The organism is Komagataeibacter europaeus LMG 18890 (genome assembly GCF_000285295.1).
Taxonomy (GTDB): domain Bacteria; phylum Pseudomonadota; class Alphaproteobacteria; order Acetobacterales; family Acetobacteraceae; genus Komagataeibacter; species Komagataeibacter europaeus.
In genome coordinates, this window is record NZ_CADP01000040.1 from 1 (window position 1) to 14,648 (window position 14,648).

6 protein-coding genes, 1 tRNA gene and 3 pseudogenes are annotated in these 14,648 nt (G+C 62.7%); 3 read left to right on the plus strand and 7 right to left on the minus strand.

What is annotated here, in order from left to right:
• A pseudogene (locus tag GEU01_RS22685) lies at positions 1 to 328 on the minus strand (IS21 family transposase); the annotation flags it as partial.
• Positions 329 to 519: 191 nt separating this feature from the next.
• On the opposite strand from GEU01_RS22685, the pseudogene GEU01_RS27320 reads away from it, so the two are divergent.
• The 3 genes and pseudogenes from GEU01_RS27320 to GEU01_RS12100 all read left to right on the plus strand — a co-directional run.
• A pseudogene (locus tag GEU01_RS27320) lies at positions 520 to 762 on the plus strand (tyrosine-type recombinase/integrase); the annotation flags it as partial.
• On the plus strand, positions 745 to 1,380 hold the full coding sequence (locus GEU01_RS27325) for a tyrosine-type recombinase/integrase (protein ID WP_265000642.1): 636 nt from the start codon (positions 745 to 747) through the stop codon (positions 1,378 to 1,380). The pseudogene GEU01_RS27320 and the gene GEU01_RS27325, both read left to right, overlap by 18 nt.
• 66 nt (positions 1,381 to 1,446) lie before the next feature.
• Positions 1,447 to 1,536: transfer RNA gene (locus tag GEU01_RS12100), tRNA-Ser, on the plus strand.
• 236 nt (positions 1,537 to 1,772) lie between these two features.
• On the opposite strand, the pseudogene bcsA reads toward GEU01_RS12100, so the two are convergent.
• From bcsA to dnaE, 6 genes and pseudogenes are all read right to left on the minus strand, one after another.
• Positions 1,773 to 6,366: pseudogene (gene bcsA / locus GEU01_RS22690) on the minus strand (UDP-forming cellulose synthase catalytic subunit).
• A 503-nt stretch (positions 6,367 to 6,869) separates the two neighbouring features.
• A complete protein-coding gene (locus GEU01_RS12115; RefSeq protein WP_010506328.1) occupies positions 6,870 to 8,207 on the minus strand; it encodes a DEAD/DEAH box helicase in 1,338 nt (445 codons plus the stop codon).
• A gap of 332 nt (positions 8,208 to 8,539) precedes the next feature.
• Entirely contained in the window at positions 8,540 to 9,151 is a 612-nt protein-coding gene (locus GEU01_RS12120) for a nitroreductase family protein (protein ID WP_010506330.1), read from the minus strand.
• A gap of 29 nt (positions 9,152 to 9,180) precedes the next feature.
• Positions 9,181 to 9,792 carry a methionine biosynthesis protein MetW gene (gene metW, locus GEU01_RS12125; RefSeq protein WP_010506332.1) on the minus strand — a complete coding sequence of 204 codons (612 nt, stop codon included), beginning with the start codon at positions 9,790 to 9,792 and terminating at the stop codon, positions 9,181 to 9,183.
• Between the two features lie 2 nt (positions 9,793 to 9,794).
• Positions 9,795 to 10,964, minus strand: coding sequence for a homoserine O-acetyltransferase MetX (gene metX, locus GEU01_RS12130; RefSeq protein WP_010506334.1), 1,170 nt, complete (start codon positions 10,962 to 10,964; stop codon positions 9,795 to 9,797).
• A 117-nt stretch (positions 10,965 to 11,081) separates the two neighbouring features.
• Entirely contained in the window at positions 11,082 to 14,516 is a 3,435-nt protein-coding gene (dnaE, locus tag GEU01_RS12135; protein WP_026018706.1) for a DNA polymerase III subunit alpha, read from the minus strand.
• Positions 14,517 to 14,648: the final 132 nt, after the last annotated feature.

A 14,648-nucleotide genomic window follows, 5' to 3' on the forward strand; every position in this document is an offset into this window, starting at 1 on the left:
GCTGTTCGTGTTTCCACTGCCGGATGAAAGCGGCCACCCGTCCGTAGGACCCATCATAACCCAGCGCCACAAGGTCTTCATGCAGTCGTCGCGCCGTACGCCGGTTCTTGCGGGATCGGGCGGCTTCCAGGACCAGCCATCCCCTCAGCCTGTCAGCAAACGGGTCCGGTCGGCTGGGACGTTCGGGTACCTGGAACCGCGGTTCAATACTCTGTGCCCGGAGATATTTCCGGATCGTATTGCGTGACAGTCCCGTCCGGCGTTCGATCTCGCGGATCGGAAGATGATCCCGGCAGTGCCACCGACGGATCACACTCAGAAGCTCCATGTCAATCACTCCTCAAACTCCCAGCAGATGCTGCCGGGGAGTGTGAAGGCATGGGTCAAATCTCGATGAAAATTTCCGCCCTACCCGGGTCAGTTCTCAGTGAAAATCAACAGCGCAGGCTCAAGCAGTGGAAAACAGAACTCGAGCGCGAGGCCGTAATAGGCGACAGCGACTAGCTTTTTGAAGAAGCCGTCATCCGCTGGATTACCGAAGTGCTGGCAACCTCGGTCAAGCCCCAGACCATGCGGCGCTACACCATCTCCATCCGCAGTCTGGAAGATACATTCAAGGGCGTTCGTGTGCGTGACATCACCACGCGCCTGATTTCCAATTTCGTATCCAGCCGGTCAGGCAGCGTAACCAATGCTACGATTCGCCGGGACCTGACCGCCCTGTCCCGCCTGCTGTCGACCTGCGTGGCACGGGGCTGGATCACCAGCAACCCTGCCCTTTCCTTTGACCGCACGATCATCCGCGAACGGCGCGATCCGATCACACCGCCCTGCCCCGATTCGGTGGCACGGGTCAAAGCCGCCTGTCCACCCGGCATGGCCGCGATTCTCGATCTTCTGGAACAGACGGGCATGCGGGAAAACGAAGCTGTCAGCCTGACGGGAGACAACGTGGACCATGAACGCCAACAGATCCGACTGCTCCGCACCAAGACGAGTCGGCCACGCACGATCGCATGGGTCACGCCAGGTGGAGACGCAACCGCGTTGCTGGAACAAGCACCCCGTACCGGTTGCCTGTTCCCGAACCGGCATGGAAAGCCTTATCGAAATGCGGCCTCAAACTATGGACAGGTCATGCGCCGGGTGATGGCGCGATGCGAAGCCGAGAGCATCTTCTTCACCCGCTTTCGTATCCATGATCTCCGCCACGCCTTCGCTATCCGTTGGCTCAAGGCAGGCGGGGATATCTACCGTCTGAGCCGCCATCTGGGACACACATCGGTCAAGACAACTGAAATCTACCTGTCGGCCCTGACGGCGGATGAACTAGACCGAGTAATGCATGTCGGCACAAAAGACGGCACAGTAACCACATGAATGCAGCGGTTTTTGTGCGTGGTAACATCTAGACGGCGGCGGCAGACCTAGCTAAACAGACGATATGGAGAGGTGGCCGAGCGGTTGAAGGCAGCGGTCTTGAAAACCGCCGTGCGTGTGAGCGTACCGTGGGTTCGAATCCCACCCTCTCCGCCACAACATTCCCTGAAAATTCGATGCCATCATAAGGTCGCGCATCCATCGAATGATGGAATGACGATGGTGGCATTCCATACAGGAATGGGCTTTTCCATCATACGGGTGGCAGATCCCTTCGCTTTCCTGCGCGCCCCGCAACCATGGATCAACCGTCCCCGCATCGGCCCATGACCCGCGCCACAGGCCGCGGACGACACGGGCGCAGGCACATGGACCGCCCGCGCCCTGCCCGATCAGTCTTCCGGCGCATGTCCAGCCATGCGTGCCGCTTCATCGGCCTCGGCCTGTTCACGTACCCGGCGGCGCGCCCGGGCCCGTAGCCACAGCCATGCGCCAGTCCCCAGCATGATCGCACCCGCCACGCCACACAGGTACATCAGGATCGGGTGACGCGACAGGAACCAGTCCACCCACATCCACAGCGGCAGCCTGCCCACCGTATAGGTGGGCGATGTGCGATAGGTCGTGAATCTGTCGCCGTTCTTCAGCACCAGGTCGCCCTGCAGGCTGGACAGGGCCTTGCGGTCATGCAGGCTGGTGATCAGGTCATGGATATGCGCGCCATCATCCCCCAGCAGCGCCAGCATCGAACGATGGCTGGCATAGGGGGATTCTGCCCCGATCATCATGGCGGCATTGCGCACCGGGGCATTCAGGTTGGCGGTCACCCCGTTGCGCAGTCCGCTGCCATCACGGTCCTGGAACATGTACCAGATACCCTGCAGCCCCATATCCTGACCGACATGGATATAGCCGTCGTCAATCTGGTATGCCGAACGCGACAGCAGGGACGCCGCCGGTCCCATCTGCCCCACCGGGGCCAGCAGGATGATATCGCCGGAAGGCGGGTTCCGCGCGATATCCGTCGTCGTGGCAAGATGCACCCCTGCGGCGGGATACCATGTCACCGACCCCATGAAGCCCATCAGGTCAAGATAGGCCCCGATCGTATCGGTATCCGGCGTGGGCGGCAGGACCACCGTGGTTTCCCCAAGGTCGGCCATGCGGGAAAACGGAAACCCGATTTCGGAAAAATAGGACAGGTTGGGCAGGGTCGCGAAATGCACGCCACGCCGGAAATCCAGCACGGAATCCGAATCAATCCCAAGACGCAGGTTATCGGGCGTACGCCGGCAGGCCCCCCGGTCCACCGGGCGGGTATCAAAGTTGAACTGCAGGTCATTCTGCCCGAACAGAAGCCATGACGGCAGCGCCGTGACATGCCCCACCGCGCCTGCATGCTGGGTGACCATCCGTTCCGACCACATGCGCCACAGGCTGTTGCCCAGCAGCGAATAGCTTTGCAGGTAGGAGTTATTGAGACTGACATCCAGACGGGACGCGCTGATATCCACAACCGGGTTATCCGGCGTACGCACCCACAGATCCATCAGGAAAGGCAGGCCGTGCCACGTATACAGGTCGGGCGGCAGGTGAAACGGCACATGCAGCGTACCGGGCGCGAAGCCGCCAGCCTGCAGGTCGCCCGCCGTCACCAGTTCACCAAAGCGCACCGGGCGGTCCGTCGGGATGAAGGCTGGCGCATCATACGGGACGCGGGGGCGCAGGGTAACATCCTGCACCACGGCGGACGACATGTTGCCCAGCGTATCGGGCGAAAACACCAGCGCGCGGGCCGCGACCTCGACATCGTGCGGCGTGCGCCCGGTTATGACCAGGACGGTGCCCCATCTGTCATTGGGGTTGGCGATTTCCAGCAGCGTCGGGCCAGCGGGCATGTGTCCCTGATCATCAACGGGAATGTTCTGCCCGATTTCAATGGCATTGCCGGATGCCGGCATGCTGCGCGACACGGGAAAGGACAGTTGCCGCGAGTCAGCCAGCTTGCCAAACCATGACGCGACAAGCCCCCCCGCGCGCATGATGTCCTCCCCCGGCGCTGCGGCGGGCATGACCACCGGCACCCGCATGGCCACCTTCAGGTTGGGATCGAAAAAGGGTACCGGCAACCGGCTCAGGTCACGTTCCGGCACGATCCGCGCCGTGGTCAGGGTAATGCTGGACTGATCCGATATCTGGGCCCACAGCACGTCATTGTACAGGTCGTTGCAGTCACGCCTGTATTCACCGGCAAAATGGAAATTGAGCTTGTTGTCACCCGTGAAATAAAGCGGATCAACCGCGATTTCCATCGGACCGAAGGTCGGATGCGTGGGATCGATGCGGATCGTGCCGACATACTGTTCATTCAGGGTGACGGTCAGCGCCGTGGCTTCGGGCAGCAACGATGGCGAAATCGCCCCGGACAGTTTCAGCGTTGCATGGGTCACCACGCGGTTGGCCGGCACCACCACGTCGATGCCCTGCAATGGGGAGAAGCCCCGCAGGGTCAGGGGACCGTTTTCAAGGCCAAGGTCATGAAACGGAATGGTGCGCGTGATTTCGGTATCCGCCACCCGGTCCGCCAGTCTCGGGTCCGGCAGGCTGCCCACGGGCGGGATATCACCGCTGTTGGTATCCCCCAGCGGGGTCAGGCGCGACACGCCCGTCGTGCTGTAAACCGGGGGGGATGCGGGCGGCGTGGCGACAGGTGCCGCGACTGCCGGCGGCACGGGCGGGGGGGAGACGGGTTCCTGCGCCCGTGCGGGCATCATTACCGACAGCAGCATGCCCATGCCTGCCGCCATCATGGTCACGCCATAGCCAATGCCCCGATGGACAGGCGGCACCACAAGGCTCTTTTTTTCCAGCGTTTCTTCCTTGTGCACGCTTTCATCACTTTCTTCAGATTCCTGCGCCGGGCTGAGATCCCACAGGTAAGGCGGGGACAGAAGGCCGCCTATGGCTTTTTATGACCTGATATATGCTGTTCAACGGCCGGTCATCCTTGAAATCGGCCCAGTTATGCCATGCATCGCTTCGACCGAACACAAAGCTGACAATCTGGCGTTCCTGCTCCAGCGTTTCATTTTTCCATTGCAGATGCAGCCATGAACCACGCTGCCCGAGAATGGTGGCGGGCACGGCCACCCTGATCCCGTCATCGGGCTTGCTGTACTGCAGGACGATGTCCATCGGGGTTTCAAGCTGCATGGGCAGGTTGAGGGTCACCCCCGCCCCACCCAGCGAAATATCCGTCGTGTGGGCATGATATGACGCGCCATCGGCGAAGCAGACCTCGACCGGCAGCTTGACCCGCACGCGGGGCTTGTGCCGGATCTGCCGCGTCTCGCGCCCCACCGCGATGGATGCCAGCACCACGATCAGGCTGATGGTGATCCACAGCGTATTGAGCACGAAGGACTGGAACGCCAGTTTCTGGTGGTACTGGAAAATCATGCCCAGTATGCCGCGCACCATCCCCGCGAACAGGACCAGCGCCATGATGACGTTGGGATACACCGCGCTGAAATCGAAATACCCCCGCGCCAGAAGCCCCCCCTTGTCCGTCACGTTGAACTTGCCCTTGTGCGGCTGCAGCAGGGTGACGATGGTGATGCGGATGAGAAACAGCGCGAGCGAGGTCTCGTAGATCTCGCTCCAGAAGGAATAGCGCCACCGCCCCTCGATCCGGGACAGGGTCATGATGGAATGGAAGATATGCGGCAGCGCATAGACCATGATGGCAAAGGGGGATGCGGCGATGATGTTCTGCCCGAAAAACAGGAACCCCAGCGGAGAGACAAGGAAGATCACCCGCGGGATGGCAAACAGGAAATGCGACATGGCCGACAGGTAGCACAGCCGCTGTTCCCACCGCAGGCCACCGCCCAGCATGGGATTGTCCAGCCGCATGATCTGCAGCATGCCACGCGCCCAGCGCACGCGCTGCCCGATATGCAGGATCAGCCGTTCGGTGGCCAGCCCACCGGCGAGTGGCTGGCGCAGATAGGCCGTCCCCCATCCCTTGCGCTGCATCTTCAGCGCGGTATGGGCATCTTCCGTAACCGTTTCGGTCGCGAACCCGCCAACACTCAGCAGCGCCGAACGGCGGATGGCGGCACAGGAACCGCAGAAGAACGTCGCATCCCAGAAATCATTGCCATCCTGCACCAGCCCGTAGAACATGTTGCCTTCGGGAGGCACGTCATAGCCCGCGGCAAGGTTGCGCTGGAACGGATCGGGGGAATAGAAATGGTGCGGCGTCTGCAGCAGCGCCAGCTTGGGATCAGCCACCATCCAGCCAATGGTCTTGAGCAGGAAGGACCGGGTGGGCACGTGGTCACAGTCGAAAATGACCACGAACTCCCCCCTGGTGATCTTCATCGCGTGATTGAGGTTGCCGGCCTTGGCGTGGTTGTTCTCGGAACGGATGATGTAGCCCGCGCCGGATTCCTTTGCGAAATCGTAAAAGGACTTCCGCCGCCCGTCATCCAGGATATAGACATTCAGCTTGTCCGCGGGCCAGTGCAGGTCCAGCGCCCCCAGCACGGTCGAACGCACCAGTTCAAGATCCTCGTTATAGGACGGGACATAGACATCCACCACCGGCCAGTCATCGGGGTTGTCGGGCAGGTTGTGCGGCTTGCGGCCCAGGGGCCATGACATCTGAAAATAGCTCAGGCACAGGGTGGACAGGGCATATCCCTCTGCCAGCAGCAGGGAAACCGACATGATAATCTGCAGCAGTCCGGTGAACTGCACCGTGCTGCCCAGTCGCCAGATCAGGTAACGGAAGGACACGAACAGCGACAGCATCATGAGGATGCAGGTGACGTGCCGCCCCTTCCTGCGGTTAAGGAAGAAGAACAGGCTGATCGTGCCTATGGAAATGTAGGCCTGTTGCGAGGGCGCAAGGGTAATGTCGCCAACAGACAGACAGAGAAACGCCCCACCCACCAGCAGGAAGCAGACAAGCCACTTCATCCTACGCGGCGTGGCCATGGACGCATCACCGCCCCACTTCAGCCACCATTCCCTTAGCATATTTTACAACCAGACCGACCTGAATAAAAACCTGCTGATACGCATGCATGCAACAGACGCGCCAGGACATTTTACGGACCATTATCGCGCCCTGCGCCAGCGCACGATCTGTTCCTTATGGCAAAAAGTTCTGCTTAAAAGGTATCTCTTTCCTGTGATTTCCTTAATGGAAACGAACATTAAATGACGTGCCATCGGGACCGCAAGGCATTATGTGGGATATGGATTCATTTTTGAATATTGGCCAGAAAAATAAACCCCGCGCCCCGGGCACAATATTCCCTGGTCACAAATCATGAATACGGCTCACATCATAAATCATATCCTGTAATTTATTAAATAACGCATCCTGTTTTACATATGAACCGGCAATCGTGACAGACAAAAAAAGGCACCCGATCCATCGGACCGGGTGCCTTGTTCATCCTGTTACACGCGTGGTGTCAGACCGCGCGGCGACCTGCGCCGCCGGAACGGCCACCGCCACCGGGGCGACCGCCACGGCCACCACCGGGCGGACGACCGCCACCGGCCGGGCGACCACCGCCACCGGGACGCCCGCCGCCGGACCGGCCACCGCCGCCCCCACGACCGCGACCACCGCCACCCAGCACGGGCGGGCGCATGGTGGAATTCTCGGCGGCTTCCGAATGGTACGGGTGTTCGGACACGACCGGGATCTTCTTGCCGATATTCTTTTCAATATCGCGCAGCCATGCCCGCTGTTCCGCATCACACAGGGACACGGCCCAGCCTTCACGCCCGGCGCGCGCCGTGCGGCCAATGCGGTGAACATAGCTTTCGGGCACGTTGGGCAGGTCGTAGTTGAACACGTGGGTCACGTCGTCCACGTCAATGCCACGGGCCGCGATGTCAGTCGCCACCAGCACCTTCACGTTGCCGGAACGGAAACCCGACATGGCGCGTTCACGCGCGCCCTGCGACTTGTTGCCGTGAATGGCTTCAGCCGTGATGCCGTGTTCGCTCAGGAAGGCCGCGACCTTGTTGGCTTCATGCTTCATCAGCGTGAACACCACGGCGCGTTCGACCTTGGGCGAATCCACCAGCAGCTTCAGCGCCTCGCGCTTGTTACCGGTATCGACAAACATCACGGCCTGGCGGATGCGGTCCACCGTGCTGGACGGCGGCGTGACCTGCACGGTGGCAGGGTCACGCAGCAGGCCATGCGCCAGGTCCGAAATGGTCTTGGGCATGGTGGCCGAAAACAGCAGCGTCTGCCTGTCGGTTGGCAATGCCGCGACAATCTTGCGGATATCGCGCACGAAGCCCATGTCCAGCATCCGGTCGGCTTCGTCCAGCACCAGGACCTCAAGCCCGGACAGGTCGACATGCCCCTGCCCCATCAGGTCCAGCAGGCGGCCGGGGGCCGCGACCAGCACGTCCACGCCACGGCGCAGGGCCTCGATCTGGCGTCCCTGCCCCACGCCACCAAACACGACAGCGTGGCTGAAGCGCATGTGGCGGGCATAGGATGCGAAGCTTTCCCCGATCTGGGATGCCAGTTCGCGGGTCGGTGCCAGCACCAGCGCGCGTGCGCCCTTGGGGTGCGCACGGCCCTTTTCACGGAAAAGACGGTCAAGGATCGGCAGCGCGAAGGCCGCGGTCTTGCCCGTTCCGGTCTGTGCCAGACCCAGCAGGTCGCGCCCTTCCAGCAGGTAGGGAATGGCGCCGGCCTGAATGGGGGTGGGCGTGGCGTAGCCTTCCTCGTCCAGTGCCCGCAACAGCGGCTCTGCAAGATGAAGATCGGCAAACGTTGTCATGAATGGCGCCTCCTGGCGCGAAAAAACAGGGCCGTGGGGCGTGCAGGAACCTGCATGCCCGGATGGCGAACTGACAGACATACCCGACACCGGCCCTTATATGCACGGGGGCACTCGGTCTGTCGTCGCAAGGATATCATGTAAGGAATAAAGGCCGGTCCAGTCTGCTTCTGTTCGTGTCCCCCGCGTCAAGGACACGTGCAATCAAACCAGCACAAGGAACAGGCGCGGTCCGTTCCCAAGCCTGAGGCTGTATATTGTTACGGGGTGGACCGCAAGCTTTTTTCATGCGGTCCCTCCCCATATGCCCGCCCGTCGCGGGCGACCCCGGTTCAGGACGGGGGAAAACGGTCGGTCAGGATGACTTCATCATCAGGCAGCTTGCCCACGCGCGGCGCGGCCTGTTCCGTCCCCTTGCCGATGACGACAAACATCGCCACCACATGGTCCGCCGGCAGGTTGATCAGGCGGCCCACCGCATCATAATCGAACCCGTCCATGGGGCAGGACTGATAGCCCATGGCGGTGGCGGCCAGCATGAGCGTCTGGGCCGCAAGGCCCGCGCTGCGCATGGTCTCATCCTGCTGGACCCATTCGCGGCCTTCGTAATAGCCGCGGATCATCTCCGCCATGCGCTGCTTCACGTCATCGGGCGCACCATTGAAATAGCGGGCCGGGTCTTTCTTCCACGCATCACGGTCGGCACAGATCACGATCAGGACGGAGGCGTCGGTCACGTCCGGCTGGTCCCACGCCACCTTGCGCAGTTCACGGCGCAGGGCCGGGTCCCGTACCACCACGAAACGGCAGTGCTGGATATTGAATGCCGAAGGCGCGCGGCGCGCGGCCGCAAGCAGGTCATGCAGTTCGGCCGGGCTGATCGCGTGATCCGGGTCATAGGCCCGTATGGCGCGCCGGGTCTGGATGGCCTCAAGAGTATCCAATGTCACATCTCCCCACCATGGCGACTTTGTTAACGGGGGGCGTCCTTGCGTCGCAACAGGAACAGCGCCTGTTCCCCGAACAGGTTGGCCAGCCGGATCGAACGCCGCCATGGTGCGCGCTCGCCGTCTTCATCCACAGCCATCCACTGCTGGACAACATAGCCCTCATCGCGACACAGCGTCAAAAAGTCGAGGATCGTGCACGGGTGGATGTTGGGCGTGTCGTACCACGGCGTGCTCCACACGCTGGTCATGGGCATGCGCCCGCGCAGCAGAAGCTGCATGCGCAGCCGCCAGTGGCCGAAATTGGGAAATGACACGATGGCGTACCGACCGATGCGCAGCATCTGGCGCAGCACCTCACGCGGGCGCTCGACCGCCTGCAGGGTGCGCTGCAGCACCACGTAATCGAACGCATTGTCGGGATAATGGACCAGATCATGGTCCGCGTCCCCATGCATGACCGGCAGGCCGTGGGCGACGGAACGGGTGACCTCGCGCATGTCGATCTCGATCCCGCGCGCGTCACACCCGCTGTTGCGGAACAGGTAATCCAGCAGCGCGCCATCGCCGCTGCCCACATCCAGTACGCGGGTCCGGGGACGGATCATGCCCGCGATCAGGCGCTGGTCAAGCCGCATGGTCAGCCAATCCCCGCATGTTCCGCCGCCCCGCACAGGAAGCCGCGGATGGTCCGGTCGAAATCAGGTTCATCCAGCAGGAAGGCATCATGACCCTTGTCACTGTCGATCTCGACAAAGGATACGTTTGCCGCGACCTGGTTGAGCGCACGCGCCAGAAGCCGCGCCTGTGACGTGGGGAACAGCCAGTCCGACGAAAACGAGATGATGCAGAACCGCGTGGGCGTGCCCCGGAACGGGCGTGACATGTCGCCATCATGTTCGGCGCCCAGGTCGAAGTAATCCATCGCGCGCGTGATCGTCAGGTAGGAATTGGCGTCAAACCGCCGCACGAAGGTCGATCCCTGGTGGCGCAGGTAGCTTTCCACCTCGAACATCTCGCCAAACAGCGAGCCCGGCCCCCCTGTGGCCCCACGCCCGGGCGTCGTGCGCACGCGGCGGCCGAATTTGCGCGTCAGCGCCGCTTCGGACAGGTAGGTGATGTGCGCCATCATGCGCGCGACCGCCAGGCCACGGGCCGGGATCTCGTTACATTCCCAGTACCGTCCGCCATGCCATTGCGGGTCGGCGAATATGGCCTGGCGGCTGACTTCGTTGAAGGCGATGTTCTGCGCGGAATGGAAGGGCGATGTCGCGATCGGCATGGCCGCGAACACCTGTTCCGGATAGGTCGCGCACCATTCCAGCACCTGCATGCCGCCCATGGACCCGCCCACCACCGCCAGCAGGCGCGTGATACCCATATGTTCGACCAGCAGATGCTGCGCGCGCACCATGTCACGGATGGTGATGGCGGGGAAATCGGTGCCCCACGGCTCCTCCGTTCCGTCTTCGCGCACCCGCAGGCTGCGCGGGCCGGTCGTGCCCATGCACCCGCCCAGCACATTGACGCAGATGACGAAGAAACGGTCGGTATCGATCGGCAGCCCCGGCCCCACCATGCGCCCCCACCATCCGGGCTTGCCGGTCAGGGGATGGGGATCGGCCACGTACTGGTCGCCCGTCAGCGCATGGCAGACAAGGATCGCGTTGTCACGCGCGGGCGACAGGGTGCCATAGGTGCGGTACGCCACATCCACCGGGGCAAGGTGGAAGCCACAGTCCAGCTGCAATCCGTCTGGAAAGGTGACATGCTGATGCGACAGGGGGGTGACGGGATTGGTCTGGTCCATTCTGTATCCGGCATTGCGTCGACAGGGACAATGAAAAAAACTGACAGGGGTTGCGTATGGCACCCCGGCCCGGCACATGCAAGGTTCATGACGGTCCCGGCCCGCCGGGGCATGGGGTCAGAACTGTTCCACCTTGCCCACGCCCTCGATGGCCTTGATCATCTGCGCCACACGCGGGGTCACGCGATAACGTTCGGCCAGCGTCAGTTCAACATCGCGCGTTTCCGCGACCGATGGCAGCAGGATCACCCGTCCCCGCCCGTTGCCATTGCCCTGCAGCACGTCACGGATCGGTTCCAGCGCATCCGCCCGGTCAAACCAGATACGCAGTTCAGCCGCGGCTTCCGCCGCCGCCTGTTCCAGTTCCATCACGTCGGACGCCGTGATGCGCAACGCCTCACCATCCAGCTTCAGATCCGCCGTCACCACCACGGCATTGCCCGCCACCAGGATTTCGCGCGACCGCGACAGCACTTCGGAAAAGAAGGTGATCTCACACCCGCCCGATGCATCGGACAGCCGCACCCACGCCATCTTGTTCCCCGTGCGGGTGGGGCGTTCCTTGCGGTCCACCACGCAGCCAGCGATCTTGACGCGGCCAATGCCCGCCTGTGCCGCCGCCTCCAGCCCCGTGGCCCTGACCGCCCCCAGCCTGCGCATGAGCGGGCCATAGGAATCCAGCGGGTGTCCCGTCAGGTGGAAGCCGATGGCGTCGGCTTCCATGTTCAGCCGTTCGAATTCAGGCCAGTCGGCGCAGCGCGGCAGGCGCAGCGGCTCACGCTGGGCGGGTAGGTCGCCACCACCGCCAAACAGACCGATCTGCCCGCTGGCGGCTTCCTGCGCATTGGCCTGCGCGCGCCGCATGACGGTTTCAGCCCCCCCGCAGGCCTGCGCGCGGTTGGGCAGGATGGTGTCGAACGCCCCCGCGCGGGCCAGGTTTTCCAGCTGCATCTTGTTGACCTGCCGGGGATCCAGGCGGGCGGCCAGATCCTCAAGGTCGGTAAAGGGCCTGTCGCCGCGCACCGCCACCAGCGACTGCATGGCGCTCAGCCCCACCTTCTTGACCGCGGCCAGCGCGTAGCGGATGCCATAGCCCTTGCCATCGGGCAGCTTTTCCACCGTGAAATCCGCGCCGGATGCATTGATGTCGGGCGGCAGGATGGGAATGCCCAGCCGGTCGGCTTCCTGCCGCAGGCCCGCCAGCTTGTCGGTCTTTTCACGCGCAAGCGACATGCACGCGGCGATGAAGGCGACGGGATGGTTCGCCTTCATCCACGCCGTCTGGTACGACACCAGCGCGTAGGCGGCGGCATGGGATTTGTTGAACCCGTAATCGGCGAACTTGGCCATGAGGTCGAACACCTCGGCGGCCTTTTCCTTTTCAATGCCGCGCTTCATCGCCCCTTCGGTAAAGATCACGCGCTGGCGGTCCATTTCCGCGCGGATCTTCTTGCCCATGGCGCGCCGCAGCAGGTCCGCCCCGCCCAGGCTGTAGCCCGCCATCTTCTGGGCGATCTGCATGACCTGTTCCTGATAGACCATGATGCCGTAGGTCTCTTCCAGGATATCGCGGATTTCCTCGTGCGGCGGCTCCCACGGCTCACCGTGCTTGCGCCTGCAGTAATCGGGGATGTTGGCCATCGGCCCGGGACGGTACAGCGCCACGGCGGCGATCAGGTCTTCCAGCCGGGTCGGGCGCATCTGCTTGAGCACGTCGCGCATGCCCGCGCCTTCGAACTGGAACACGCCGCCCGTATCGCCGCGCGCCAGCATGTCATAGGTCAGTCCGTCATCCAGCGGCAGGGCCGACAGGTCGACCTCGATCCCCATGCCGTGCAGGAACTGCACCGCGCGCTGCAGGATGGTCAGCGTGGTCAGGCCGAGGAAATCGAATTTGACCAGCCCCGCCTGCTCCACGAACTTCATGTTGTACTGCGTGACCAGCATGTCGCTCTTGGGATCACGGTACAGCGGCACCAGTTCCACCAGTTCGCGGTCGCCAATCACCACGCCCGCCGCATGCGTACTGGCATGGCGGAACAGGCCTTCCAGCTGCTGGCCGATTTCCAGCAGGCGGGCGATGGCTTCGTCCTCGTCGCGCATTTCCTGCAGGCGCGGCTCCCCCTCGATCGCCTGTTTCAGTGTCACCGGCTGCGCAGGATTGTTGGGGATCAGTTCCGCCACGCGGTTGACCATGCCGAATGGCAGGCCCAGCACGCGCCCCACGTCGCGCACCGCGGCGCGCGCCTGCAGCTTACCGAACGTGATGATCTGGGCCACGCGGTCGGGACCGTATTCGTTACGGACGTAACGGATCACCTCGTCCCGCCGGTCCTGACAGAAATCGATATCGAAGTCAGGCATCGACACGCGTTCGGGGTTCAGGAACCGCTCGAACAGCAGGTTGAAGGGAATGGGGTCGATATCGGTAATGGTCAGCGCCCATGCCGCCAGCGACCCCGCACCCGAACCACGTCCCGGCCCCACGGGTATGTCATGCGCCTTGGCCCACTGGATGAAGTCGGCCACGATCATGAAATAACCGGGGAACCCCATCTGGGCGATGATGTCGAGTTCGAACGCTAGGCGTTCCTCGTATTTCGTCCGCATATCGTCATCGACAGTCATGCGCGACAGGCGGTTTTTCAGGCCGGTAACGGCCATGTGCCGCAATGTCTGTTCCTCGGTCTGGCCTTCTTCCACCTTCGGGCAGACCGGCAGCAGGGGCTTGCGCGTTTCCACCGCAATGGCGCAGCAGCGCGCGATGTCCAGCGTATTGTCGCAGGCTTCGGGCAGGTCGGCGAACAGTTCGCGCATGACCTCCGGCGGCTTGAACCAGTGTTCGGGCGTGACCCGCCAGCGATCGCGTTCGGCCATGGTGCGGCCCTGCGCGATGCACAGCAGCGCATCATGCGCCTCGTACATGTCCGGCCTGGGAAAGAAACATTCATTGGTCGCCACCAGCGGCAGGCCCATGCGGTCGGCCATGGCGATCATGCCCGGCTCCACCGCGCGTTCCGCCGCCTGCCCATGACGGTGCAGTTCCACCGCCATGTGGCTGCCATAGGCTTCGTGCAGCCGGTCCATGAGGCGCGCGGCCTCCTTCTCCTGCCCTTCGGCCAGCATATGGAACAATGGTCCCCGGCTGCCGCCCGTCAGCAGGAACAGGCCGCCCGCGCGTTCGCACAGCATATCAAGGGTAACGGTCGGTTCATCCGTTTCATGCTGCAGGAACCCCGCCGAGGACAGGAACTGCAAATTGGCCAGCCCTTCCGCATTGCGCGCCAGCAGCACCACGGGTTCGGCCGGGCTGCCTGGCTTGTCGCTGCGCGACGGCAGGCCGATCTGGCAGCCGATAATGGGCTGCACGCCCTTTTTCCCGCAATATTGCGAGAATTCCAGCGCGCCAAACATGTTGCCCGTATCGGTAATGGCGACGGCGGGCATGTGCATGTCGTGGGCCAGCGCCACCAGTTCGGGCACGCGGATGGCCCCCTGGCTGAGGGAATAGGCGGAATGGACACGCAGGTGAACGAAATCGGCATGGGACATGGGCATATCTTACCCCACACCGCATCTGATTCGCACGCCCCGTGCGCAAGGCATGACCTGCCATGCATAAAAAATGACAAAAGTTTCTTGGGTGCCGCCTTTTTGTTAAAAGCGGCGTTCTTTGAAGCTTTT